This is a genomic window from Haloimpatiens lingqiaonensis, assembly GCF_901447495.1.
Classification (GTDB): domain Bacteria; phylum Bacillota; class Clostridia; order Clostridiales; family Clostridiaceae; genus Haloimpatiens; species Haloimpatiens lingqiaonensis.
Window position 1 is genome coordinate 1 of the sequence record NZ_CABDWS010000010.1, and the last position, 25834, is coordinate 25834.

Annotated in this window: 18 protein-coding genes; 3 read left to right on the forward strand and 15 right to left on the reverse strand. The window is 32.3% G+C overall.

From position 1 onward, the window contains the following. Nucleotides 1–605, reverse strand: a 605-nt coding sequence (locus FGK85_RS03300) for a UPF0236 family transposase-like protein (protein WP_171011315.1), incomplete at its 3' end; no start/stop codon positions are given. A gap of 604 nt (nt 606–1209) precedes the next feature. Then, entirely contained in the window at nt 1210–3420 is a 2211-nt protein-coding gene (gene rnr / locus FGK85_RS03305) for a ribonuclease R (RefSeq protein WP_138203721.1), read from the reverse strand. Between the two features lie 506 nt (nt 3421–3926). Between rnr and FGK85_RS03310 the strand changes: the two genes are divergently transcribed. The 3 genes from FGK85_RS03310 to FGK85_RS03320 all read left to right on the forward strand — a co-directional run bounded on the left by FGK85_RS03310 (nt 3927) and on the right by FGK85_RS03320 (nt 7608). Continuing rightward, nucleotides 3927–5522 (forward strand): ABC transporter substrate-binding protein, encoded by a 1596-nt coding sequence (locus tag FGK85_RS03310; protein WP_138203723.1) that lies wholly within the window; start codon nt 3927–3929, stop codon nt 5520–5522. Nucleotides 5523–5800: 278 nt separating this feature from the next. Continuing rightward, nucleotides 5801–6754, forward strand: coding sequence for an ABC transporter permease (locus FGK85_RS03315; RefSeq protein ID WP_138203726.1), 954 nt, complete (start codon nt 5801–5803; stop codon nt 6752–6754). Further along, nucleotides 6754–7608 carry an ABC transporter permease gene (locus FGK85_RS03320; RefSeq protein WP_138203728.1) on the forward strand — a complete coding sequence of 285 codons (855 nt, stop codon included), beginning with the start codon at nt 6754–6756 and terminating at the stop codon, nt 7606–7608. The genes FGK85_RS03315 and FGK85_RS03320 overlap by 1 nt, the downstream gene beginning before the upstream one ends. 138 nt (nt 7609–7746) lie before the next feature. On the opposite strand, the gene FGK85_RS03325 is transcribed toward FGK85_RS03320, so the two are convergent. The 13 genes from FGK85_RS03325 to FGK85_RS03385 all read right to left on the reverse strand — a co-directional run bounded on the left by FGK85_RS03325 (nt 7747) and on the right by FGK85_RS03385 (nt 25621). After that, nucleotides 7747–9777: a sodium-translocating pyrophosphatase gene (locus FGK85_RS03325; RefSeq protein WP_138203730.1), complete on the reverse strand. Its 2031-nt coding sequence runs from the start codon at nt 9775–9777 to the stop codon at nt 7747–7749. A 24-nt stretch (nt 9778–9801) separates the two neighbouring features. Next, nucleotides 9802–10032, reverse strand: coding sequence for a preprotein translocase subunit SecG (gene secG / locus FGK85_RS03330; protein WP_138203732.1), 231 nt, complete (start codon nt 10030–10032; stop codon nt 9802–9804). Between the two features lie 398 nt (nt 10033–10430). Continuing rightward, nucleotides 10431–11732, reverse strand: a complete 1302-nt coding sequence (eno, locus tag FGK85_RS03335) for a phosphopyruvate hydratase (protein ID WP_138203734.1) — start codon at nt 11730–11732, stop codon at nt 10431–10433. A 391-nt stretch (nt 11733–12123) separates the two neighbouring features. Beyond that, complete coding sequence (gene gpmI, locus FGK85_RS03340) at nt 12124–13656, reverse strand: 2,3-bisphosphoglycerate-independent phosphoglycerate mutase (RefSeq protein ID WP_138203737.1); 1533 nt, start codon at nt 13654–13656, stop codon at nt 12124–12126. A 242-nt stretch (nt 13657–13898) separates the two neighbouring features. Beyond that, the gene (tpiA, locus tag FGK85_RS03345; RefSeq protein ID WP_138203739.1) at nt 13899–14645 is read right to left on the reverse strand and encodes a triose-phosphate isomerase; all 747 of its coding nucleotides are present in this window, start codon (nt 14643–14645) and stop codon (nt 13899–13901) included. A gap of 319 nt (nt 14646–14964) precedes the next feature. Beyond that, entirely contained in the window at nt 14965–16161 is a 1197-nt protein-coding gene (locus tag FGK85_RS03350; protein WP_138203741.1) for a phosphoglycerate kinase, read from the reverse strand. A 407-nt stretch (nt 16162–16568) separates the two neighbouring features. Then, a complete protein-coding gene (gap, locus tag FGK85_RS03355) occupies nt 16569–17576 on the reverse strand; it encodes a type I glyceraldehyde-3-phosphate dehydrogenase (protein ID WP_138203743.1) in 1008 nt (335 codons plus the stop codon). A gap of 77 nt (nt 17577–17653) precedes the next feature. Continuing rightward, entirely contained in the window at nt 17654–18694 is a 1041-nt protein-coding gene (locus FGK85_RS03360) for a sugar-binding transcriptional regulator (protein WP_138203746.1), read from the reverse strand. Nucleotides 18695–18845: 151 nt separating this feature from the next. Next, nucleotides 18846–20222, reverse strand: a complete 1377-nt coding sequence (rpoN, locus tag FGK85_RS03365) for an RNA polymerase factor sigma-54 (protein WP_138203748.1) — start codon at nt 20220–20222, stop codon at nt 18846–18848. A 659-nt stretch (nt 20223–20881) separates the two neighbouring features. Next, a complete protein-coding gene (locus FGK85_RS03370; RefSeq protein ID WP_138203750.1) occupies nt 20882–21811 on the reverse strand; it encodes an ABC transporter permease in 930 nt (309 codons plus the stop codon). Beyond that, nucleotides 21804–22898 carry an ABC transporter permease gene (locus tag FGK85_RS03375; protein ID WP_138203752.1) on the reverse strand — a complete coding sequence of 365 codons (1095 nt, stop codon included), beginning with the start codon at nt 22896–22898 and terminating at the stop codon, nt 21804–21806. The genes FGK85_RS03370 and FGK85_RS03375 overlap by 8 nt, the downstream gene beginning before the upstream one ends. Beyond that, nucleotides 22891–24432, reverse strand: a complete 1542-nt coding sequence (locus FGK85_RS03380) for an ABC transporter ATP-binding protein (protein WP_138203754.1) — start codon at nt 24430–24432, stop codon at nt 22891–22893. Before FGK85_RS03380 ends, FGK85_RS03375 begins: the two co-directional genes overlap by 8 nt. 97 nt (nt 24433–24529) lie before the next feature. Continuing rightward, nucleotides 24530–25621, reverse strand: a complete 1092-nt coding sequence (locus FGK85_RS03385; protein ID WP_138203756.1) for a BMP family lipoprotein — start codon at nt 25619–25621, stop codon at nt 24530–24532. Between the last annotated feature and the right edge of the window lie 213 nt (nt 25622–25834).

Genomic DNA, 25834 nt, shown 5'->3' on the forward strand with positions numbered 1-25834 from the left:
TCTTTCTTTTTAGACTTTTTTCCTTTAGGTTTATCTTTTCCTTGGATACTCAACCAAATTCCATCCATTTCTTGAAATAAAACTTTAACTTCTTTCGATCCATTTAATTTACCTTTTTTATTTAATAGTATTTTTCTTTCTTCTTTTTCTTCAAGTTTAGAACCTAATTTTTGTACTACATTCCATACTGCTGTATGACTGATTTCTTGGTTGGTTAACTCTTTAATGTTTTTTGCAGTATCCCTATAAGAAACATTAGTCACATTATCTACGATTTTTTCTACTAACGTAGTTGAAATATGTCCTATTGTATCCATTTGCAAATATTCATCTAATAAAAATTTATAAGCCAGTTTACCATCATCAGTTTTATACTCATATATACGTCTATCAAGTTCTATATTTCCCATTATAGTTTTTAAACACGTATGTTTAAAACCTTTATTTCTATAAACTTTAGTATCTCTTTCATCCAACAACCTTCGGTCTAGGTGCGTTAGCACCTCTTTCATGAACCTACATGCTTCTTCACATACATATTTATATATTTTTTTCTCTAAATCATTGAAAGTTATCTCTTTATCGTTTAAACTTGTATTGTACATAATATCACCCATTATCTTATAGTTTTCTTAACTTACATTATAATGGATTTTTTATGTACATGGGAGATACTTTTTGTATCTCCTTTTAAATTTTCTAAGCAGTAATTACTACTATCTTTGCCTACTAAAATTATACTCTAAGCACAAAGAATTAAGAATTAATAGTTAAAGTGAATTTTTCTTCATTGCATTACGAAAAATTTTTAAAATTTAAAAAAGATAACATAATTTCACGTTGTGAAATTATGTTATCCATCCTTTTGGTCTTAACTTAAATCATTTGACGATTAGTGATTGGGAACTAGGGACTAAAAGAACGGCTACGCCTAAAAAATATTATTAGCCTTTCTTTTTTATAAACAGAGCTCTTAGCTTCAGATGGAGTTTTTACTCCATCTGAAGGTTAGAGATCGTTATCCAGGGACGTAGCTGCCGTTATCTCCCACTTTGTTAGAAGTGGGAGTGTTACGGCAGGTAGTCATCGGATAAATCAAAGATTTTCCATAGCAAAGCGGAGGAAAATCCTCCTTCACTAGCCCTCTAGTCCTCTAGCACACTAGCACACTTAAGCCAGAAATTGCGGCACTTGTGCCGCAATTTCTGCTTACTCTTCGCTTTCGAAGTCCTCTAGTGATATTATTTTATATTCATAAGATGGTATATCATCTTCTTTAGATTCTATTGGCTCCTCCGCTGGTTTTTCTTCCTTTAATAATGTAAAGTTTACTTCGTAAGCATCTAAATCTACGCTTTCTACTTTAACTTTTACTTTATTACCTAATCTATAGGTATTTTTAGTTTTTTCACCTATTAAACAAAGGTGTTTTTCGTCATAAATATAGTAATCGTCATCTAAGGTGCTTATGTGTACAAGTCCTTCTACGGTATTTGGAAGCTCTACAAACATTCCAAAGTTTGTTACTGAAGAAATTATTCCGCTATATTCTTCTCCAATTCTTTCGCTCATGTATTCAGCTTTCTTTAAGTCATCTACTTCTCTTTCTGCTTCATCTGCAACTCTTTCTCTTTCTGAAGATTGAATAGATGCATAATCCACTGCCTTTTCTAAACTAGCAAATTTCTTTTGATCTAATCTTCCATTTATAAATTCCTTTATAATTCTATGAATTATAAGGTCTGGATATCTTCTTATTGGAGATGTAAAGTGACAGTAGTATTTAGCTGCCAAGCCAAAGTGACCTATGCACTCTGGTGAATACCTAGCTTGTTTTAAGGAACGAAGTAAAAGTGTGTTTATGACAACTTCTTCATCTTTACCCTTTACCTGCTCTATTACCCCTTGAAGTATTTTAGGATGTATTTCATTAGCCCATCTTATAGCTACCCCTAAGTTATGAGCAAATTCACTAAAGTGCGCTAATTTTTCTTCATCTGGATCCTCGTGAACTCTATATACAAAAGGAGTGTTAGCCCAGAACATGTGCTCAGCTACTGTTTCATTACAAACTAGCATAAACTCTTCTATCATTCTATTAGCTATGGCTCTTTCATATGGTTTAATGTCTATAGGTTTACCCTGTGGATTTAGTATTATTTTGCATTCTTCAAAGTCAAAATCTATAGCGCCTCTTTTTAATCTCTTATTGTAAAGTATATTACAAAGCTCTTCCATTGCCTTAAAGTCTTCTATTAAATAATCATACTTTTGTATAAGTTCTTGATCATTATCCCTTAATATTTTAGTTACATCAGTATAAGTCATTCTTTCATCTGTTCTGATTATACTTTCTACTATTTCGTACTTTACAACTTTACCCTCTTTGTTTATCTCCATTAAACAGCTTAAGGTTAATCTATCTTCCTTTGGATTTAAACTACATATGCCATTGGATAACTTTTTAGGAAGCATTGGAATTACTCTGTCTATTAAGTAAACAGATGTAGCTCTTTTTAAGGCTTCCTTATCTAAAGGACAATTTTCCTTTACATAATGAGAAACATCTGCTATATGTACGCCTAAATAGTAATTTCCATTTTCAAGTTTTTTTATAGAAACTGCATCATCTAGGTCTTTAGCATCTTCTCCGTCTATAGTAACCATTCTTACATCTCTTAAATCTTTTCTTCTTTTATATTCTTCCTGTGGTATTTCCATTTCTATGGCATCTGTATAATTTTCAACTTTTGGTGGGAACTCTTCTGGCAAGCCATATTTCTTTATTATGGACAATATGTCGATGCCTTTTTCACCTTTTTTACCTAGTATCTCTAATATTCTTCCTTCTGGGTTTCTTCTAGGCTCTGGCCATTGAGTAATTTCTACAATTACTATATCATCCTTTTGGGCACCATTCTTTTCCCCCTTAGGAATAAATATATCCTGTGCTATTCTCTTATCGTGGGGAATTACAAATCCAAAATTTCTACTGTCTTCATAAGTACCTATTACATTGGCATTAGCCCTTTCTAGTATTCTTATTATTTCTCCTTCACACTTTTTGTTAGCTATTTTCTCTCTTGTAACCTTTACCATTACTCTATCGCCATTCATAGCTCCATTCATATTGGATGAAGATACAAAAATATCTGGCCCCTCTTCATCAGTTATGACAAATCCATATCCTCTAGCATGACATTGAAGTTTCCCAGGCAATAATCCCATTTTATCTGGAAGTCCATAGTGCTCTGTTCTAGTTTTTACTATTTGCCCATCCTTCTCCATACTCTTTAATGTGTTTTTAAAGGCCTTCATTTCCTTTTTTCCTATACCAAATATTTTAGCTAATTCAGTTATATCCATCGGTTTATATGCCTTTTCCTTCATAAAAGAAAGAATAACTTCTCTTATATTCATAATATCGTTACTTTATATATGCTAAAATTTCTTTAACTTATTACTTCAACTATGCTTTTAGCAAATTAGTAACTTTCCCTCCTCTCAATATGTTTTATTTTATTATTTTATGTAATTTTGCTATAATCATGTATTTTTCTTGAAACACCTTAAAATAATATTTATTATTCTCATATTACCATTATACTACATACATTACCATAGATTTCTTAAGATATGGAGTTTTTGAAATTTATAATACATTTATATAATTATATAACATTTATATTTCATATATATTTTATGTTTTTTAATTATAGTTATTGATATTTTTAAGTGTTAGTAAAATAATAACAATATAACCATTATTTATTTTGCAAAATATGATTAATTTATACATTTTCCCTATAGATACCGTCATATTCATACAAAATGTCTATAATGTGTTTTTTGTATTGATAAATATTGCCATGTAACCTATAATGAATTTCGGGTTAAACCGACATTATTATAAAGGGGGAAGCTAGATGAAAAAGAAAAAAATATTAAGTCTTCTTCTTGCGGTAACTTGTAGCTTAGGTCTTGTGGCTTGTGGAAATTCTACAGCTAAAAAAGACACAAAAGCAACTGCTGCTAAAGAAGAAAAAATTAAAGATGGTGGAACAATGGTTTTTGCTTTTGGCACAGACCCTACAAAACTAAATCCATTTTATCAAGATAACAGAGTAACTTTTACTGTTAATAATGCTTTATTTAGTCCATTGTTTGTTATGGACAGTAACGAAATTAGATATTATTTAGCTGATAAAGTAGAGGAATCAGCTGATAAACTAACTTATAAAATTAAATTAAAGGACAATCTTAAATGGCATGATGGAAAGAAAATAACTGTAGATGACATTATTTTCTCCATAAATACTATTTGGGATGAAAAGCAAGGTATAGGTGATAGGGAAGGTTTTTTAATAGGCGGCAAGAAATTTGAAATGAAAAAAATAGATGATTTAAATTTAGAAATCAAATTACCTCAAGTATATATGCCTTTTAAAGGAGCTATCGGTAGCTTACGTCCAATTCCAAAACATGTTTATGAAAGTGAAAAAGACTTAGCTAAATCAGAAAAAAATAATACACCTGTTGGATCAGGTCCTTACAAATTTAAAGAATGGAAAAAGGGAGATCACTTAACTCTTGAAAGATTTAATGATTATTTTGGTGGTAAACCTCATATAGAACAAATCGTTTATAAAGTTTCTGCTGATAAAAATAGCAGCTCTATCGCTTTTGAAAATGGAGAAATAAATGCAACATACTTAAGCGAAAAGAAATTCAACACTTATTCAAAAGACTCAAAATACAAAACTTATAAATTTGATGAGTCTATGCCAGAATATATGGCATTTAATTTTGAAAATAAACTTATAGCTAAAAAAGAGGTTAGACAGGCTATAAGCTATGCTATAAATAAACAAGATTTACTAAAAAGTGTATTTGAAAATGTAGAAAATGCTAAACCAGCTTATTCTGTATTCCCACCAAGCACTTTATATTATACAGATAAAGTTGAACATTATGATTATAATGTAGAAAAAGCTAAGGAATTAATGAAAAAAGCTAATGTTTCAAATGGCACTTTAAAATTTGGATATATAGCCGGAAGCGAAAGAGATATAAATCAATTTAATGTGATTAAAGAAAACTTAAAAGCTATAGGAATAGATGTTAAACCAGTACCACTTGAACAACAAGCATTCTTCTCTCAATTATTTGGAGAAACTCCTAAAACTTTTGATATGACATTAAATGCTTATGTTTGTGGCACAGACCCTGATTCTTACTCTGGATTATTTGTAAAAGGCGGCGCTATGAACTGGACTGGATACTCTAATGCTGAATTAGACGACCTATGGAAAAAAGCTGCCATAGAGACTAATGAAGCTAAGAGAAAAGAAATGTATGAAACTATTCAAAAGAAATTAGCTGAAGATGCTGCTCAATACAATATTGATTACGCTATTTCAATGATAGGTGTAAGCGGCAATATTGGTGGAGTAGAGAAGGCTAAAACAGTTCCAATATACATGTTTGAAGATTTATCCAAATTATACTTTATTGAAAAATAACACCCCAAGGGTGCAAAGCTATCGTATATCAATACCAATATGCAGCCAATGCTGTTATATGGTGTATACAATCTAAAGCATTTAAGCGGTGCATCAATGGTAATATAAGGGCAATTGAAATATAAAAATTCATATTAGAATTATAGAATTATGGGAGTATGGGGTGTAGACTTTAGTTTGCACCCCTATAATTTCCATATGGTATTCAAATAATAATGTAATTAAATCCAAATTTGCTAATATTTGCACCCATGGGGTGCATGAAGGGTTGGTGAACTATGAAAAAATACGTATTTAAAAGAATTTTGCAAGCTATACCTATGTTGTTTGTTATATCTATAATTTCTTTTGCACTTATGAACTTAGCACCGGGGAATCCAGCTCATGCTTTTATAACCCCTAAAATGAGCGCTGCACAAGTTACTAGGATTAAAGAAAGTCTAGGTTTAAATGATCCCATACCTATAAGATATGTAAAGTGGCTAAAAAATTCTATGCAAGGTAATTTAGGGTTTTCCTATATTACTCATGAACCTGTTATTAAAGAAATAGCTGCTCGTCTCCCTACTACCCTTGGACTTATGGGAGTTACTATGCTAATTTCTGTAATTATCTCTATTCCCTTGGGCATGATTTCTGCTTTAAAGAAAAATAGAAAAACAGACAATATTATTACGGGTATATCCTATGTGGGTATATCTATTCCAAGCTTTTGGTTTGCCATGCTAATTGTTATACTTTTCTCTAGCAAACTAAAAATATTACCTGCATCAGGTATGAGAAGTATAGGAGTAGATTCTACTTGGGATTTAATTAAGCATAGTATAATGCCTTGTACTGTGTTGTGTTTTCCAAATGTAGCGGTGCTTACAAGATATATACGTTCTAGTGCCTTAGATCAATTAAATGAAGATTATGTAATAACAGCTTTAAGTAAAGGGCTTTCCACTAGAGCAGTTTTATATAGGCATGTTTTAAAAAATTCAATTCTTCCTTTAATAACCATATTGGGAATGAGTCTTCCAGAGCTTGTTTCAGGAGCCTTTATTACAGAAACTATATTCGGATGGCCGGGTATGGGGAGATTTGGTGTAGAAGCTATTTTTAACAGAGATTATCCTGTAATTATGGCTATAACTATGATATCTTCTTCATTGCTTATTTTAGGAAACTTAATTTCAGACATTCTTTATGGAATTGTAGATCCAAGAATTAGGGTGGTGGATAAATAATGAGTAGCAGACTTTTTATAAATTTAAAAATACATTTTAAAAAAAATAAACTAGCCTTAATTTCACTAATAATATTAGGAATAATTATTTTATGTTCCTTATTGGCTTTTTTATCTCCTTATGATCCAAACAAAATAAATGTTTCAAATAAATTAGCCAGCCCAAGTCTGCAACACCTATTTGGAACCGATGAACTGGGAAGAGATTATTTTACAAGAGCTCTTTATGGTGGAAGAATATCACTTAAGGTAGGTTTTCTATCCATGTTGGTATCAATTTCCCTTGGAACTATAATAGGCGTTGTAAGTGGTTATTTAGGAGGTATAGTAGATAGCCTGCTTATGAGACTTATAGATATACTTATGTGCATACCTACTTTCTTTCTTATATTAATAGCTAATGCGTATTTGGAACCAAATATAAATAATATAATCATTATAATCGGTCTATTTGGTTGGATGGGCGTTGCTAGAGTAGTACGTTCTGAAACTCTTTCTTATAAACAAAGGGAATATGTTTTATGTTCTAAATCCCTAGGTGCTGGTAATTTCCATATAATTTTGAAACACATTATACCAGATGTTATTTCTTCTATTATTGTTATGTCTACATTAAATATAGCCGGGGCAATACTTACTGAGTCCTCTTTAAGTTTCTTAGGCCTTGGGGTTCAGCAGCCTATGGCTTCTTGGGGGAGTATGCTTCAAAATGCACAAGGCTATATAACAGACAAGCCGCATATGGCTATATTTCCTGGAATGTTTATTTTACTTACAGTCCTTAGCTTCAACCTATTAGGAGAAACCCTTAGAATTGCCCTAGATCCCCACATGGATACACCTCAAGGTTCATAGCTGTCAAGATAAGAAAATTTAAAAGTGGATTATACCATATCATGGTCAATAATCCACCTTATGTTTTGTGCATAAAAGTAAAATTTTATCCCCTAAGGTAAAAAAATAAAGCGCACTGTAAAGTGCGCTTTTAATATCTTATTTGAAAAGATTTAATAATACTCCACCAAATTTAACTATTACTGGTGCAAATACTAGTGAAACTATTGTCATAAGTTTTATTAATATGTTCATAGCTGGGCCTGATGTATCTTTGAATGGGTCTCCTACAGTGTCACCAACAACTGCTGCTTTGTGAGCGTCGCTGCCTTTTCCACCGTGAGCTCCACCTTCGATATATTTCTTAGCATTATCCCATGCACCACCAGAGTTAGCCATGAATATAGCCATAAGAACTCCTGTTGCAACAGCTCCACCTATTAGTCCACCTAGAGCTTCTGCTCCTAGTAATAAACCTATTAATAGAGGAACTACTATAGCAAGTATTCCTGGTAATAACATTTCTTTTAATGCTGCACCTGTTGAAATGTCAACGCATTTCTTATAGTCGGGCTTGCCTTTTCCTTCCATGATTCCTGGAATTGTTTTAAATTGTCTTCTAACTTCTTCTATCATTTCATTAGCTGCTTTACCAACTGATTCCATTGTTAAAGCGCCAAATAGGAATGGAAGCATTGCTCCTACTAATAATCCTGTAAGTGTTACTGGATTTAATAAGTCTATTCCTTTTAATCCAACTGCTTGAGCATAAGATGCAAATAATCCAAGAGCTGTAAGAGCTGCTGAACCTATTGCAAATCCTTTACCTATAGCTGCAGTTGTGTTACCAACTGAGTCTAGTTTGTCAGTTATTTCTCTTACTTCGTGAGGAAGTCCTGACATTTCAGCTATACCACCAGCATTATCTGCTATTGGGCCATATGCATCAACTGCAACAGTTATACCTGTAGTTGAAAGCATACCTACAGCTGCTAGTGCTATACCATATAATCCATGTGGTACTTCAGTTGCTCCACCCATTACGAAGAATGAAACTAAAACTCCTATACCAATAAGTATTATTGGTAATACAGTAGAGTACATTCCTACTGCTAATCCAGATATTATTGTTGTAGCTGCACCTGTTTCTGATTGCATACCAATTTTCTTAACAGATTTATATTCATCAGAAGTATACATTTCTGTTATTTTACCTATTAACATACCAACAACTAATCCTGCTGTTATAGCAGCAAAAGCTTTTAAGTTACCAAATACATAGTTACTTAATACAAAAGCCACTATTATAACTAAAACACCACTTATAGTTGTTCCTGTATTTAAAGCCTTTTGTGGGTTTGAAGATTTACTCTTTCTAGCTATTAAAATACCAATGATTGAAGCTACAATTCCTACTGCTGATAATAACATTGGGAATACTACAGCTCCTTTTTCAATGCTAACTGTTCCTGTAAATAAAGCACCAAGAGTTAAAGCTGATATTATAGATCCAACATAAGATTCAAATAAGTCAGCTCCCATACCAGCAACGTCACCAACATTGTCTCCAACGTTGTCTGCTATAACTGCTGGGTTTCTTGGGTCATCTTCTGGTATTCCTGCTTCTACCTTACCAACAAGGTCTGCTCCAACGTCTGCTGCTTTAGTGTATATTCCACCACCAACACGGGCAAATAAAGCTATTGAGCTGGCACCTAGTCCAAAACCTGTTATAAAGTTAGTGTTTCCACCGAATACTAGGTATAATACACTTAAACCTACTATTCCAAGACCAACAACTGACATTCCCATAACAGCTCCACCTGAGAATGCAATTTCAAGAGCCTTTGATTGTCCATTTCTAGCTGCATTTGCAGTTCTTACGTTTGCTTTAGTAGCAACAACCATTCCGAAGTAACCTGCTAATATTGAGAATATAGCTCCTACTACGAAACATATTGCTGTTTCCCATGCTAATAAGAAACCAATAAGTAAAAATACTATTACTATAAATATTGATAATGCCTTATACTCTCTTCCTAAGAAAGCCATAGCACCCTCATGTATGTAGCCTGCTATTTCTTTCATTCTGTCAGTACCAACTTCTTCTTTAGATATGGCACTTCCAAGAACAAAAGCAAATATTAATGCTAAAACACCGGCAATAGTTGCATAAATATAACTATTCACTTTCTATTCCTCCTATATTAACTTTTATTTTATTATATTTATTGCCATTGTAACAACGGCAAATAATACACTTGATATTACAGTAATTCTTGCTAAAACTTTTTCTGACGTTCTCACATTATGTCTTGCGTAAAAAGTATCCTGACTTGGTGCTGCAAAATTATTAAAACCATCTGCTTTACTTGGCTGCATTAGTATTGATACAATGATTGCAATTGAAAAAATTATTTGCATAGCCACTAGTAATTTTTGCATAGTTTCACCTCCCCGTGTGATAAAACACATGACTATTTTAGCACACCCCACATAAAATTACAATAACAATAAAGGGGTACTTCATGTGACCCCTTTATTCTATTCTGTATTTTACAATTATATCACAAAATACAATATTTATTCAATATTATAAACATTCTATATTAAGATATTTTATTATATTTATTATATTTCAAGATCTTTTATAGTTTTTATTATATTTCAAGATCTTTTATAGTTTTATTACGTTTATAAACAGAACTCTTAGCTTCAGATGGAGTTTTTACTCCAACTGAAGCTAAGAGATCGTTATCCAGGGACGTAGCTGCCGTTATCTCCCACTTTGTTAGAAGTGGGAGTGTTACGCCAGGTAGTCATGGGATAAAATATTATGTTTATTATCTATTTATGTTATAGAATGCTTTTATTCCTCTGTATTCGCCCATTTCACATAATTCTTCTTCTATTCTTAATAATTGGTTGTATTTAGCAACTCTTTCACTTCTTGAAGGAGCTCCTGTTTTTATTTGTCCTGCATTAACAGCTACAACTAAGTCAGCTATAGTAGTATCTTCAGTTTCTCCAGATCTGTGAGATACAACTGCAGTATATCCAGCTCTTTCAGCCATTTCTATAGCATTTAATGTTTCTGTTAATGTTCCTATTTGGTTAAGTTTTATAAGTATTGAGTTAGCTGTCTTTCTTTCGATACCCATTTTTAATCTTTCAGTGTTTGTAACAAATAGGTCGTCTCCAACTAATTGAACTCTGTCACCAAGTTTTTCAGTTATAAGTTTCCAACCTTCCCAATCTTCTTCAGCCATACCGTCTTCTATAGAGATTATTGGATATTTTTTCACTAAGTCAGCATAGAATTCAACCATTTCAGCTGGAGTTAATGTTTTACCTTCTCCTTTTAATTCATACATGTTTGATTCTGTGTTAAAGAACTCAGATGATGCTGGGTCTAGAGCTATGAATAAATCTTTTCCTGGCTCATATCCTGCAGCTTTTATAGCTTCTATTATAACTTCTATAGCTTCTTCGTTGCTGTTTAGGTTTGGAGCAAATCCACCTTCATCACCAACACCAGTTGCTAATCCTTTTTTGTTTAATATTGATTTTAATGCATGGAATGTTTCTGAACACATTCTTAATGCTTCTGAGAAACTTTCAGCTCCTACAGGCATTATCATGAACTCTTGTAAATCCACGTTATTGTCAGCGTGAGATCCACCATTGATTATGTTCATCATTGGAACTGGTAATACCTTACCGTTAACTCCTCCGATATATTGATATAAGCTTAATCCTAAAGATTCAGCTGCTGCTCTAGCACATGCTAATGAAACTCCTAGCATAGCATTTGCTCCTAATTTTCCTTTGTTAGGTGTTGCATCAAGCTCTATCATAGCTTTATCTATAGCTACTTGATCTAAAACGTTCATTCCAACTAATTCATCAGCAATTAATGTATTTACATTTTCTACTGCTTTTAAAACACCTTTTCCAAGGTAAACATTTTTATCTCCATCTCTTAATTCTACTGCTTCAAATATACCAGTAGATGCTCCTGATGGAACTGCTGCTCTTCCTACTGATCCATCTTCTAATGTAACTTCAACTTCAACTGTTGGGTTTGATCTTGAATCCAATATTTGTCTTGCATAAACATCAATGATTTCAATATAGTTTTTCATCTAATTATCCCTCCGATTTTTTTAATTAATAATTAATGCTGAATAATTAATATTGAATAAATCAACTTTCATATATAAATTTTAATTTCTAAATTGAATAAATAAATGCTTTTAATTTAAAATTTAGAATGAAAGTTAAAATACTAATACATTATTAATTACCGCAATATTAATTATTATTATTATATATAATTTTTTAAATTACATAATATTTACTTAGTTATTATTTACCTAGTTTTTATTTATTATTAATACTTAATTTATAGGATTTCTTTCCAGAACCCACTAAATTAGCAGATTTTTTAGCTCGCTAAAAAAATCCCCCTTATCTAGCACCCTAGCACACTAGCCCACTAGCACACTAAATACGGCCCACTAGCACACTAGCACACTAAATAATCGCTTCCCCTGTCATTTCCTCAGGTTTTTGAATTCCCATTTCCTTAAGTATAGTTGGAGCTATGTCTGCTAATTTTCCACCATCTTTTAAAGTTTTGCCAGCGGAATTATTAGACACATATAAAAATGGTACAGGACCTGTGGTATGAGCTGTCATAGGCTTTCCTGTGGAATAATCTATCATTTGCTCTGAATTTCCATGGTCTGCAGTTATAAATACAGTTCCGTCTTTTTCTAAAACCTTGTTTACAACTTTGCCAATACATTCATCCACTGTTTCTATAGCCTTTTTAGCAGCTTCAAATACACCTGTATGTCCAACCATATCTGGATTTGCATAATTTAATATAATAAGATCATATTTATCTTCATCTAATCTTTTTAATAATTCTTCTGTAACTTCATAAGCACTCATTTCTGGTTTCAAATCATAAGTTGCAACCTTTGGAGAAGGTATCAATGCTCTATCTTCACCTTCATTTGGTGCTTCCACTCCTCCATTAAAGAAGAAAGTTACATGGGCATATTTTTCTGTTTCAGCAATTCTTAGTTGCTTTTTACCCAAACTACTTATATATTCTCCAAGAGTATTCTCTAAGGTTTGTGGTTTATAAGCTATTTTTACATTTTCTATAGTTTTATCATATTGTGTCATGCATACAAAATGCAAATCTAAATTTTCTCTTTTGAAACCTTCAAACACCTTGTCATTTAAGGCTCTAGTTAATTCTCTAGCTCTATCTGGTCTAAAGTTAAAGAATATAATTGAATCTCCATTTTTAATAGTAGCTGTAGGCTTTCCATCTTCTAATACTATTGTAGGAAGAACAAATTCATCAGTTTTATTGTCATTATAGGATTTTTCTATACCTTCTAATGCACTATTAACTTCTTCACCTTTACCTAAAACCAAAGCATTGTATGCAAGTTCTACTCTTTCCCATCTATTATCTCTATCCATAGCATAATATCTTCCAGCTATAGTAGCTAACTTTCCAATACCTATTTTACCACAGTATTCTTCTATATCTCTTATGTATTTTTTCGCTGAAGCTGGTGGTACATCACGGCCATCTAAAAATCCGTGAATATATACCTTCTTTAATCCTTTATTCTTGGCAAGATCCAATAATCCTTTTAAATGTTCTATATGTGAATGAACTCCTCCATCAGATAATAACCCCATTAGGTGTAATGCGGAGTCCTTTTCTTTTGCATTATCTATTGCCCATAAAAAAGCTTCATTTTGCTCAAATTTTCCTTCTTGCTTTTCCTTTGTTATTCTAGTTAATTCTTGATAAACTATTCTACCTGCTCCTATATTTAAGTGTCCAACTTCTGAGTTACCCATTTGTCCTTCTGGAAGTCCAACGCTTAAACCACTGGCATTTAGCTGAGTGTGAGGATAGTTATTGTATAGCGTATCATAATTTGGCTTATGCGCAGCTTTTACTGCATTACCATCTTCTTTATCTGAAATTCCGTATCCATCTAATATCATCAGCATAACTGGCTTCTTTTCCATTTGAACACCCCTTTCGTTAGAGGGCTAGGGGGCTAGAGGGCTAGGTTTTCATCCTAGCTTTTGCTCTAATCTCCGTGTCCCATTAATCCCCGATTCTTTGTTGGCTAGTTGGCGGAAAAGCTCCGCTTTTCCCGCCAACTAAACTATAAATCAAGATTTTCCATAGCGCAGCGGAGGAAAACCCTCCTTCTCTAGCACTCTAGCACACTAGCACTCTAGCACACTAATCTCCGGCCCACTAATTAAAAGTTTACTATTTTAGAGAAATCATCAGCTTTTAGACTTGCTCCTCCAACTAAGGCGCCATCTATGTGTGACATACTCATTTGTTCCTTTATTGTAGCTGGTTTAACAGATCCACCATATTGTATTCTAACTTTTTCTGCTATTTCACTATTATATATCTTTTCTACAGTTTTTCTAATGAATCCTATAGTTTCATTAGCTTGCTCAGATGTAGCAGTTTTTCCTGTACCTATAGCCCAAATTGGCTCGTAAGCTATTACTAAATTGGCAACCTGCTCAGCAGTTAATCCTGCAAGGTCTAATTTAACTTGTGTTGCTAAAACTTCCTCAGTTATATTTCCTTCTCTTTCTTGAAGGCTTTCACCTATACATAATATTGGTGCTATATTATGTTCAAAAGCTTTCTTTAACTTTTTATTTACAGTTTCATCTGTTTCATTAAAATATTGTCTTCTTTCACTATGTCCAATTATTACATAGTGAACACCCATTTCTTTAAGCATAGCTGGAGCCACTTCTCCTGTGAAAGCTCCACTTTCTTCAAAATGCATGTTTTGAGCTCCAACTTTTATATTGCTTCCCTCTGCAGCTTTTAAAACTGCATCTAAGCATACAAATGTTGGACAAACAACTACATCACATTTTGCATCTTTTACTAATGGTTTTAATTCATCTATAAATGCAACAGCCTCTTTAACTGTTTTATTCATCTTCCAATTTCCCGCAATAATTGCCTTTCTCATATTAAACAACCTCCCTTATTTTAGGGGGCTAGTGGACTGGAGGGCTAGAGGGCTAGAGGGCTAGTTTTTTCACCCCAGATTTTTGCTCTAGTCTCCCTCTCCATTTCTACCCCAGTTTTTTTGTTGGCTAGTTGGCTAGTTGGCTAGTTGGCTAGTTGGCTAGTTGGCTAGTTGGCTAGTTGGCGGAAAAGCTCCGCTTTTCCCACCAACTAAACTATAAATGAAGATTTTCCGTAGCATCGCGGAGGAAAATCCTCCTTCTCTAGCCCTCTAGCACACTGACTACGCCCCTCTAGCACACTAATTTCTTTCCTTTAGACTATTTATCATTAAGTGCTGCTATTCCTGGTAATTCTTTTCCTTCTAAGAATTCAAGTGATGCTCCACCACCAGTTGAAATGTGAGTCATCTTTTCACCGTATCCTAATCCATTAACAGCTGCTGCACTATCTCCGCCGCCTATTATAGTAGTAGCACTGCTATCTGCCATAGCTTTTGCTACTGCAAGTGTTCCTTTTGCAAAGTTAGGGAATTCAAAAACTCCCATTGGTCCGTTCCAAACTACTGTTTTTGCTTCTTTTATTGCTTCAGCAAATAATTCAGCTGATTTTGGTCCAATGTCTAATCCTAAGCAATCTGCTGGCACATCTCTTCCTTCTGAAACTATTGGCTCAGCCTTTTCAGCGAATTCTTTTGCACAAACTCCATCCACTGGAAGCAATAATTTTATTCCTTTGCTTTCTGCTTTTTCTATCATATTTTTTGCATATTCTATCTTATCTTCTTCTAGAAGTGACTTTCCTATTTCATGACCTAGAGCCTTTAAGAATGTGTAAGCCATTCCTCCACCTATTATTAAAGTATCAACTTTATCTAATAAGTTATCTATAACTCCTAATTTATCAGAAACCTTTGATCCTCCTAAAATTGCTACAAATGGTCTTTCAGGATTTTCTACTGCATTTCCTAAGAATTTTAATTCCTTTTGTATTAAGTATCCGCAAACAGCTGTATCTAAGAATTCAGTAACCCCTACTGTAGAACAGTGAGCTCTATGAGCAGTTCCGAAAGCATCATTTACAAATACATCTGCTAATGAAGCTAATTCTTTTGAAAAAGTTTCTACATTTTTAGTTTCTTCTTTTCTGTATCTTGTATTTTCTAATAATACTACATCGCCATCTTGCATTGCTGCTACAGCTTTTTTAGCATTTTCTCCAACTACATTTTCGTCTCTAGCAAAAACTACTTTTTTTCCTAACATTTCTGAAAGTCTTTTAGCCACTGGAGCTAATGAAAGTTCTGGTTTTGGCTCTCCCTTTGGTTTTCCAAGGTGTGAGCAAAGTATTACCTTGGCACCCTTTTCTATTAAATATTTTATAGTAGGCATAGCTCCAACTAGTCTATTTTCGTCAGTAATAACGCCTTCCTTTAATGGAACGTTAAAATCACATCTTACTAATACCTTTTTACCCTTTACTACTATATCCTCTATTGTTTTTTTATTAAATTGCATATTTTTCTCTCCTTTCACATGGATGAATTAAAAAATACTTATTCTTAGTTTAATTGTAAATCACTAATTTCATATTAATATAAAATTACTGACCTAATATAAAATTACTGATTTGCAATTAATATCCCCATACCATTTTACCACTTTTATATAAATGTGTTAATATAAATAAGCATTTTATTTTTAAAAAGTATATATTATTTTAGTTTTTTTACTAATAATACACCTTTTTACCTTATTATGTTACACTATTCCTTTGAAAGCTCCTTTTTTAAATTTAAAGTTTAGAATGTATAATTTATTATACATTTACTTTTTTTTAAAGTTAAGAGTGAAAAGTTATACAAGCTTTGCACATAAAACCTTTCACTCTTAATTCTTAATTCTTAATTATTAATTCTTAATTCTTATAGTCTATCAGCAACATATTTAGTTAAGTCTGCTAATCTGTTTGAATAACCATATTCATTGTCATACCAAGAAATTATCTTAACCATTTTGTCGCCCATAACCATTGTTGATAATCCGTCAACTATTGAAGATCTTTCATCTCCTCTGTAGTCTATAGATACTAACGGCTCTTCGCTATATCCTAATATTCCTTTTAGTTCATTTTCTGAAGCTTTTTTGAATGCATTATTTATTTCTTCTACTGTAGCAGCTTTATCCAATGTAACTACTAAGTCAACCATTGAAACTGTTGGAGTTGGAACTCTTACAGCCATTCCATTTAATTTACCCTTTAATTGTGGAAGAACTTTAGCAACTGCTTTAGCAGCTCCTGTAGTTGTTGGTATCATAGCTTCTGCTGCAGCTCTTGCTCTTCTTAAATCCTTGTGAGGAGCATCTAATATTTTTTGGTCATTTGTATATGAGTGAACTGTTGTCATTAATCCCTCTACTATACCAAACTCTTTGTCAAGTACTTTAGCAAATGGTGCTAAGCAGTTTGTTGTACATGAAGCATTTGAAATTATGTTGTGGTTCTTTGCATCATATTCTTCTTCATTAACACCCATAACTATTGTTATATCTTCATCTTTAGCTGGAGCTGATATAAGAACTTTTTTTGCACCTGCTTCTATGTGAAGAGCTGCTTTCTCTTTGCTTGTAAATAATCCAGTAGATTCTATAACTATTTCTGCTCCTATTTGTCCCCATGGAAGGTTTTTAGGATCTCTTTCTGCATATATTTTTATTTCTTTTCCGTTAACAACTATTGCACCTTCTTTAGCTTCTACTGTTCCGTCGAATTTTCCGTATAGTGCATCATATTTTAATAAGTGAGCAAGTGTTGCTGGATCAGTTAAGTCATTGATAGCAATAACTTCTAATTCATTTGAATAATTCTTAACTAATGCCTTAAACACATTTCTTCCTATTCTTCCAAAACCATTAATTGCAACTTTTTTCATTTCAGATTACCTCCTGTTTTTTATCTCTCTCTTTTATTTTTTTGTTTTTCTTTATATAAAATGCATTGTAAACTAAATTATTTTAAATTATTTTCTTGTAGTATATTCATAATTTCCCTAGCTGCGCCTTCATCAGTTATAAGAACTTTAGCATTTAAGTTTAGTTCTGCTGATAATATTGCCTGTGCTTTACTTTTGCCGCCGGCAATGGCTATACTTAGGTCTATATTTTCCAATTGTTCTCTTCTTATGCCTATGGTAGGAGTAAAGTGGACTATATCACCATTACTATTAAAATAATATCCAAAAGCTTCTGCCACGGCTCCTTTTGTCTTTAGTTCATTTATTTCTTTTTCTGTAACGCCTCTCTTGATGGCCATCTCTTCAGCTTTACCAATGCCAAAAACCAATATATTAGTTTTGTGAATTTTATCAACTATTTCTTTTATATTTTTTTCATTTAACATAGCTTCTAAAGCATGGTCGCTTAAATTGTCTGGCACATGCAGAAGTTTGTAATTTCCTGATATTTTTTCTGCAAATTTTGCTGCCAGGGTATTGGATTGAGTTTCTAAATTCTTGCCAATGCCTCCTCTAGCAGGTAAAACTGTTATGTTTTTAAATTTATTTATCTTTGGTATATTGTCTATTACAGCTTTAACAGTGCTTCCACCAGTTAAGGATATAATATAATCTTCTTTTAAGTTTTCCTTTATGTATTTAGCAGCGGTTTTTCCTAGTTCATTTATTATCAATGCTTCCTCGTCTAAATCTCCTGGTACTATTAAAATATCTTGAAGCTTTAAACTTTTTCTTAAATACTCTTCTACATCATCTAACCCCTTTATGCTATACATAAAATCCTTTAGTTTTTCCAATACTTCATTACCCTCTTCAGTTACAGTCATTCCTGGTGTGTTTATATCTATTAAGTTTTGACTTTTTAAGAAATTAACTTCTGCTCGTACAATTCTTTCTCCAATGCCTAGGTTATTTGCTAATATTCTTCTACCTATAGGCTGGTTATATTGTATATTTCTTAATATATTGTATCTTTTCTCTATAACCTCCACCAACTCCGGAACGATTTTTTGTTCTAATTTAACTAATTCATGCAAACTGAACACCTCTTTGGTCATTTTATGTCCCATACATTAAATTTATGTCCCAATACTATTATAAAATATAAGAAGACATTTTTAAACATTTTTCTTAAAAAAGATGTGAACAAACTGTTAACATTTTAGAATATAGGAAAATTCCTATATTCTAAAACCTTTTTCTCTTACTAGAAGACTTTATTCCTAATTCTTCTCTATATTTTGCCACAGTTCTTCTTGAAATATTCATGCCTTCTTCTATTAACATGTCGCATATTTTCTGGTCTGATAATGGTTTTTTCTTATCCTCTTTATTTACATATTCCTCTATTCTGTTTTTTATTTTTACTACGGACACATCTTCTCCTGAATCTACAGAGGAAATTGCCGTTGTGAATAAATCCTTTATTTTTATAGTACCTATATTGGTATATATATATTTATCTTTTATGGCTCTGCTAACAGTAGATTCATGTACTTGTATTTCATTGGCTACTTCCTTTAGTGTCATGGGTTTCAAATGCTCTTTTCCATATTCAAAAAAGTCTCTTTGACGCTTAAGTATCTCCTCCAAAACTTTATATATAGTACTTTTCCTTTGTTCTATGCTCTTCATTAAAAACATAGCACTATTTATTTTATCCTTTACGTATTCTACTGTACCATCCTTTTTTTCACCATTTAAAATTATACTTTTATATACAGGGTTTATATTTAATTTAGGAAGAACACTATCATTCATTATAATATGGTACTCATCATTTATCTTCCTTATATATGCATCTGGTATAATATATTTTACACTTTCCCCAGTATAAAAACCTCTAGAAGGTTTAGGCTCCAATGTTTTTATTAAATCCGTATATTTTTGAGCTTCCTGCACTGAAATCGAAAGTTTTTTAGCTATATCAGCTATTTTATTTTCAGCTAATAACTCTAGATAATTATCAATAAGTGCTAATAGTTTCTCATTTTCTATATTTTTATTTTTTAATTGTATCTTAAGACATTCTTTTAAATCCCTGCATCCAATTCCATATGGCTCTAAACCTTGCACTATACCAAGTGCATATTCTAAGTTCTCTTTATTTGCATGAATTTCCTTGGCCATGTTTTCTATAGTATTGTCCAAATACCCTCTAGCATCTAAATTTCCCACTATATATCTACAGATCTCTTTTGTATATTCATCTTCATGCAATTCTAATATCTGCTCTTCTAAAAAATCCTTTAAAGATTTTTCATTAGTTATAAAATTAAAGGGCGATACTTCTTCATCATCAGTATTTACATAATTTTTACTGCTATAATTGTCAAATTCTAAATATTCTATAAATTTCTTGTAGTCTATTTTATCCTTATTATTTTCTATATGGTTTTCTTCACTATAATTAGCATCTAATACGGGGTTTTCTTGCATTTCTTTTTCTATATACTGTTGAAGTTCAAAGCCCGACATTTGAAGCATTTTTATAGACAATTGCATCTGCTGTGTCATTACTAATTTTTGTTCTTGAGTGAGTTTTAAATTAAAATCTAATTTCATTCTTTCACCACACAGTCCCTTTTTAGTTTGTAGTACCTATTCTCTAATCACTACTCCTCAGTCTCCATTATATAATCCCTAGTCCCTAGTGTCCATTCCTCTGAAGCTGAAGCTTTAATATGCACTTTTAGAATTTTATATATTCTTTTTTCATTTATACTGCTACAATTTATTATATCATTATACGTTAATTAAATTCCACTTATATATCTATTAATAATTCAACTTTCACAGGTAAGTAATAGGTAATAGCTAAAAAGTAAGAAGTAAGAGTTAAGAGTTAAGGATAAAACTCAAAGAGTTTTTTATAATTAATTTGTAAGTAACAAGTAATAAGTAAGAGTTATGGTGAAAATTCAGCTTACTGAATTTTTTTCAATAACTTTTATTTTTCACTTCTTACTTTTTTTACTTCTTACTTCTTACTTTTTATCTAATCTCTACTACCTAGTACCTAGCACCTAGCACCTAATCTCTACTACCTAATCTCCACTATAAAAACTATCAATTTTAAAATTAAAAGTTGCTTACTAAATAAAAAAGCCCTAGCTTATATTATAGTTTAACGCTAGGGTTTTAATACTAATTCATATTTTATTCAAAATGATAAAATATCATAGTACTTTGATGATATTTTACCATAATACTTTATTATGGCACTATCTTTCTCCCTTTACATAAGGTTTTCCATCTGCTGCTGGCGCTGTAGTTTTTCCTACAAAACCTGCTAATGCAAGCATGGTTAACAAGTATGGCAATATTGAATAAAATTCTGTTGGTAAATGCCAGCTAAAGCTTTGAGCCACCATTTGGAATGCAGTACCAAAGGCAAATAGTAAACTAGCTAACATGGTTCCCTTAGGTGTCCAGTTACCAAATATAACCGCTGCTAGAGCTATAAATCCACGACCAGCAACCATTCCTTCTCTGTAAACTGGAGTTATACCTATGGAAAGCGCTGCTCCACCAAGTCCTGCTAAAACCCCTGATAATATAACACATAAATATCTTGTTTTATATACATTTATTCCTAAAGTATCTGCTGCTGCTGGATGCTCACCCACAGCTCTTATTCTTAGGCCTATTGGTGTTTTATATAATACATAGCTAGATACAAAAACAAGTATTATAGCTATTATAACAAACCAGTTAAGTCCTGACAAAAATTGTCCTAATACTGGTATTTTAGCAATTGATTTTGGAATTGAATATCCAAGTCCTTTAACTATATCTGTTTGACCGCCTTTGTGAAAAACTTTAATTATTAGAAAGCTAGCAAGAGCTGATGCAAACAAGTTAATAGCTGTTCCTGATATAACTTGATCTGCTCTTAAAGTTATACTTAAGAAAGCATGAATCAATGCTATAGCTCCACCGGCTACCATAGCGAAAAGTATACCCATTATAGGACTTCCAGTAACATGAGAACCTAATACTGCAAAAAAGGCTCCTATAACCATCATACCTTCAAGTCCAATGTTAACTACCCCTGACTTTTCAGAAAATACTCCCCCAAGTCCTGCAAAAATTAAAGGAGCTGCCATTCTAAGTGTAGAGTTTATAAGAGAGATAATTAAGTTATTATCCATTGATCATTGCTCCCTTCTTCTTTCTATTTTTAAAGTACTCAACTATATAGTCTGTAGCTACAAATATGATAATTACCGCTTGTATTAAAGCAACTATTTCCTTAGGTATACCATTTAACTGCAATACCTTTGAGCTACTGTTTAATGCTCCAAACAACACTGCTGCTGGTATACATCCTATAGGATTATTTTTAGCAAGTAGTGCAACAGCTATACCATCAAAACCGAAGTTAGGGAAAGCCATCATATCTTGAGCTTGATGTAAAACTCCTGATATATGGGTAGCTCCTCCCATACCTGCTATAGCTCCTGATAAAACCATTGCTAAAATAATATTTTTAGATATATTTATTCCACCATATTCTGAACCATATGGGTTTATTCCTACTGACCTTATTTCATAACCTACAGTAGTTTTCCATAATAGCCAGTAAATAAATATAGCAACAAATATAGCTATTATTAAACTTATATTAGCATTACTAATTTTACTAAATTTAAGGAGCTGGGCACTCTTTTGTATTATTGGTGTGCTTGATGTAGCCTTAACTCCAAATCTTGTCCTTAAAATGATCCAGTTTACAAGGTACATTCCTATAAAGTTCATCATTATAGTATTGATAACTTCATTAGTTCCAAATTTAGCTTTTAAGTACCCCGGTATTCCTCCCCAGATACCGCCTGCAATGATACCTACTATTATTATTAAAGGTATATGAATTACAGGGCTTAATCCAGGTATTAAACCTACTAAAGCTGCTGAGCCCATTCCAACTATAAATTGTCCTTCAACACCTATATTGAAAAGTCCACATTTGAAAGCTATAGCATTAGCTACACCAGTAAATATCAATGGTGTTACAAAAACCAAAGTATTTAAAGCATTTCTCTTAGTTGCAAAGCTTCCTTTCCATATTATCTTAAATAGTGTTCCTAAAGCTGTAAAATATTGAGTTATAGAATATCCCTTAGCCCACATAACGAAGAAAACTGCAACAAATATGGATAATATTATGGCTAAAAATGGGAATAATAAACTTTTTAATGTTCTTATTAATGCATTGGAGGTTTTTTCTTTATTACTCAACCTTTGACACCTCTCCCTCTTTATCTTTTAAGCTTCCACCTGCCATAAGTATGCCTAGCTTCTGCTCATTTGCATCTTTTCTATCTAGTACATCTACTATATGACCATCGTACATAACTGCTATTCTATCTGATAAAGCTAGAATTTCATCTAGTTCTAAGGAAACAAGTAAAACTGCCTTGCCATTATCTCTTTCTCCTACAAGTCTTTTATGAATAAATTCTATAGCTCCTACGTCTACTCCTCTAGTAGGCTGTGATGCTATTAAAAGCTCTGGATCCTTAGAAATTTCTCTTGCTACAATTAGTTTTTGCTGATTACCCCCTGATAAAGATGCTGCTGTCACTTCATCATTAGGGGTTCTTACGTCAAATTCCTTTATAAGCTTTTGACAATATTCTCTTATGTTTTTGTAGTTCATAACTCCTTTTTTACTAAAAGGCTCACTACGATGGCTTCCAAGAATAGAGTTTTCATATAATGAATAATCAAGTATAAGTCCTCTTTTATGTCTATCTTCAGGTATATGTGCTAATCCTGAATTTATAATGTCCATTGGTTCTTTAGCGTATATGTCATTTCCCTTTAAGGTTATTTTCCCCTTTTCTGGCTTTCTAAGACCAGTTAATGCTTCAATAAATTCTGTCTGTCCATTTCCATCTACTCCAGCTATTCCTAATATTTCTCCCCCATGAACAGTTAAATCTATACCTTTTACTGCTTCTATTCCTCTGGAGTCTTTTACATATAGATCTTCTATTTGCAGTACTACATCCTTTAATTGAGCTTCCTTTTTATCTACTACTAATTGAACTTTTCTACCTACCATTAATTCTGCTAATTCATCTATGTTAGTCTCTTTAGTGTTAACGCTTCCTGTAACCTTACCTCTTCTTATGATAGTTACTCTATCACTCATTTTCATAACTTCTTTTAGTTTATGAGTTATAAGAATTACCGATTTACCTTCTTTTTCTAAGTTATTAATAATTACTCCAAGTTCATCAATTTCTTGTGGTGTTAATACTGCTGTAGGTTCATCTAATATTAATATGTCAGCTCCTCTATAAAGAGCTTTAAGAATTTCAACCTTTTGCTGCTGTCCTACAGAAATATCCTCTATTATCGCATCTGGGTCTATAGCAAAACCGTATTTGTCAGCTATTTCCTTAACATCTCTTTTAGCCTTTTCTATATCTATAGATAATCCTTTTTTAGGCTCTGTTCCCAAAACTATATTTTGAGTTACAGTAAAATTATGCACAAGCATAAAGTGCTGGTGTACCATACCTATGCCTAATTTTATGGCATCATTAGGATTTGTTAAGCTTACTTTATTTCCCTTTACGTATATGTCGCCTTTTTCTGGTTGATATAAACCGTATAGTATATTCATTAAAGTAGTTTTTCCTGCACCATTTTCACCAAGAAGTACATGAGTTTCACCCTTTAGTAGTTCAAAATTCACATCATCATTGGCTACAGTACCAGGAAATATCTTGGTTATGCCTTTCATTTCTACTACTTTTTCCATTATCTTTCCTCCTATTTGCCTAAGAATAGCTATGGATATTTATAAAAAGCTAGATGTAATTACATCTAGCTTTATTTAGTTACCTGCTTAATAGTTTCTATTTTACTGCGTCTGTTGTAAATTTCATTGCATCTTCTTTAGTTTCTGGAACTTTTATTTGTCCATCTACTATAGCTTTTTCATATTTTTTAACTAATTCTAAAACATCTGCTGGTACATTGTCTTTTGAAGTCTCTGCTACACCAACACCATTTTCTTTTAAACCATATACTTTTGTTTCACCTTTAAATGTTCCATTAACAATAGATTCAACTGATTCTTTAGTAGCTATGTCAACTCTTTTTATCATACTTGTTAATATTATATTTTTATATTCTGGAACTGTAACAGCTTGGTCTTGGTCAACACCTATAGCCCATACATTTTTTCCAGCTTTTTTAAGTTCATCTGCAGCTTTGAATAATCCTATTCCAACTCCACCAGCTGCATGGTAAACTACATCGCATCCTTCATTGTATAAAGATTTACCAAATTCATAACCTTTGTTTGTATCTGAGAAAGAATCTGCATATTTAACAACTACTTTAATGTTAGGGTTTACAGCTCTTGCACCTGCTATGTATCCTGCTGTAAATTTATTTATACTTGGAACGTCTTTTCCGCCTATATATCCTATTGTACCACTTTTAGTAGTCTTAGCAGCAATTGCTCCCACTAAGAAAGAACCTTCTTCTTCTTTAAACATTAATGATCTAACATTAGGTAATTCTACAACTGAATCTACTATAGCGTATTTTTTATCAGTATTTGCTTTAGCTATTTTTTCTAGAGCTTCTTGCATTTGATATCCTATAGCAAATGTTAAATCACAGTTTTGATCTAATGATAATGTTTGTAAATTTTGCTCATAGTCTTCCTTTTGTTTTGATTCTATTGGGAAATATTGAACTCCTGTTTCTTTTTGAGCATCTTTAATTCCCTTATCTGCTGATTGGTTGAAGGATTTATCGTTCAATCCACCTTCATCTGTGGAAAGACCTATTTTTATATCCTTACCCTTTTGTTCTTGCTTTTGTCCCTCTTTTGCGTCATTGGTAGCGTTTTCATTTCCGGCTTTACCACATCCTACAAATAAAGACGCAACCATTGCTAATGAAGCAAGTATTGCCACTATTTTCTTTTTACTCATTTTATTTTTACCTCCCCTTTAGTTGTAGTTAATGTACTACTATTTTACTATTTAAAATAGCAAATATAAAGTGCCATTTCCTTACACAAAAGATAACCTTAAAGCACTTTATTATAAAATAATACAAACTTTATTTGTATTATAACCTATACATTAAACCTTTTCAATATTATATTAATATATTTTTAAATTTAACAATAAACATATATATAA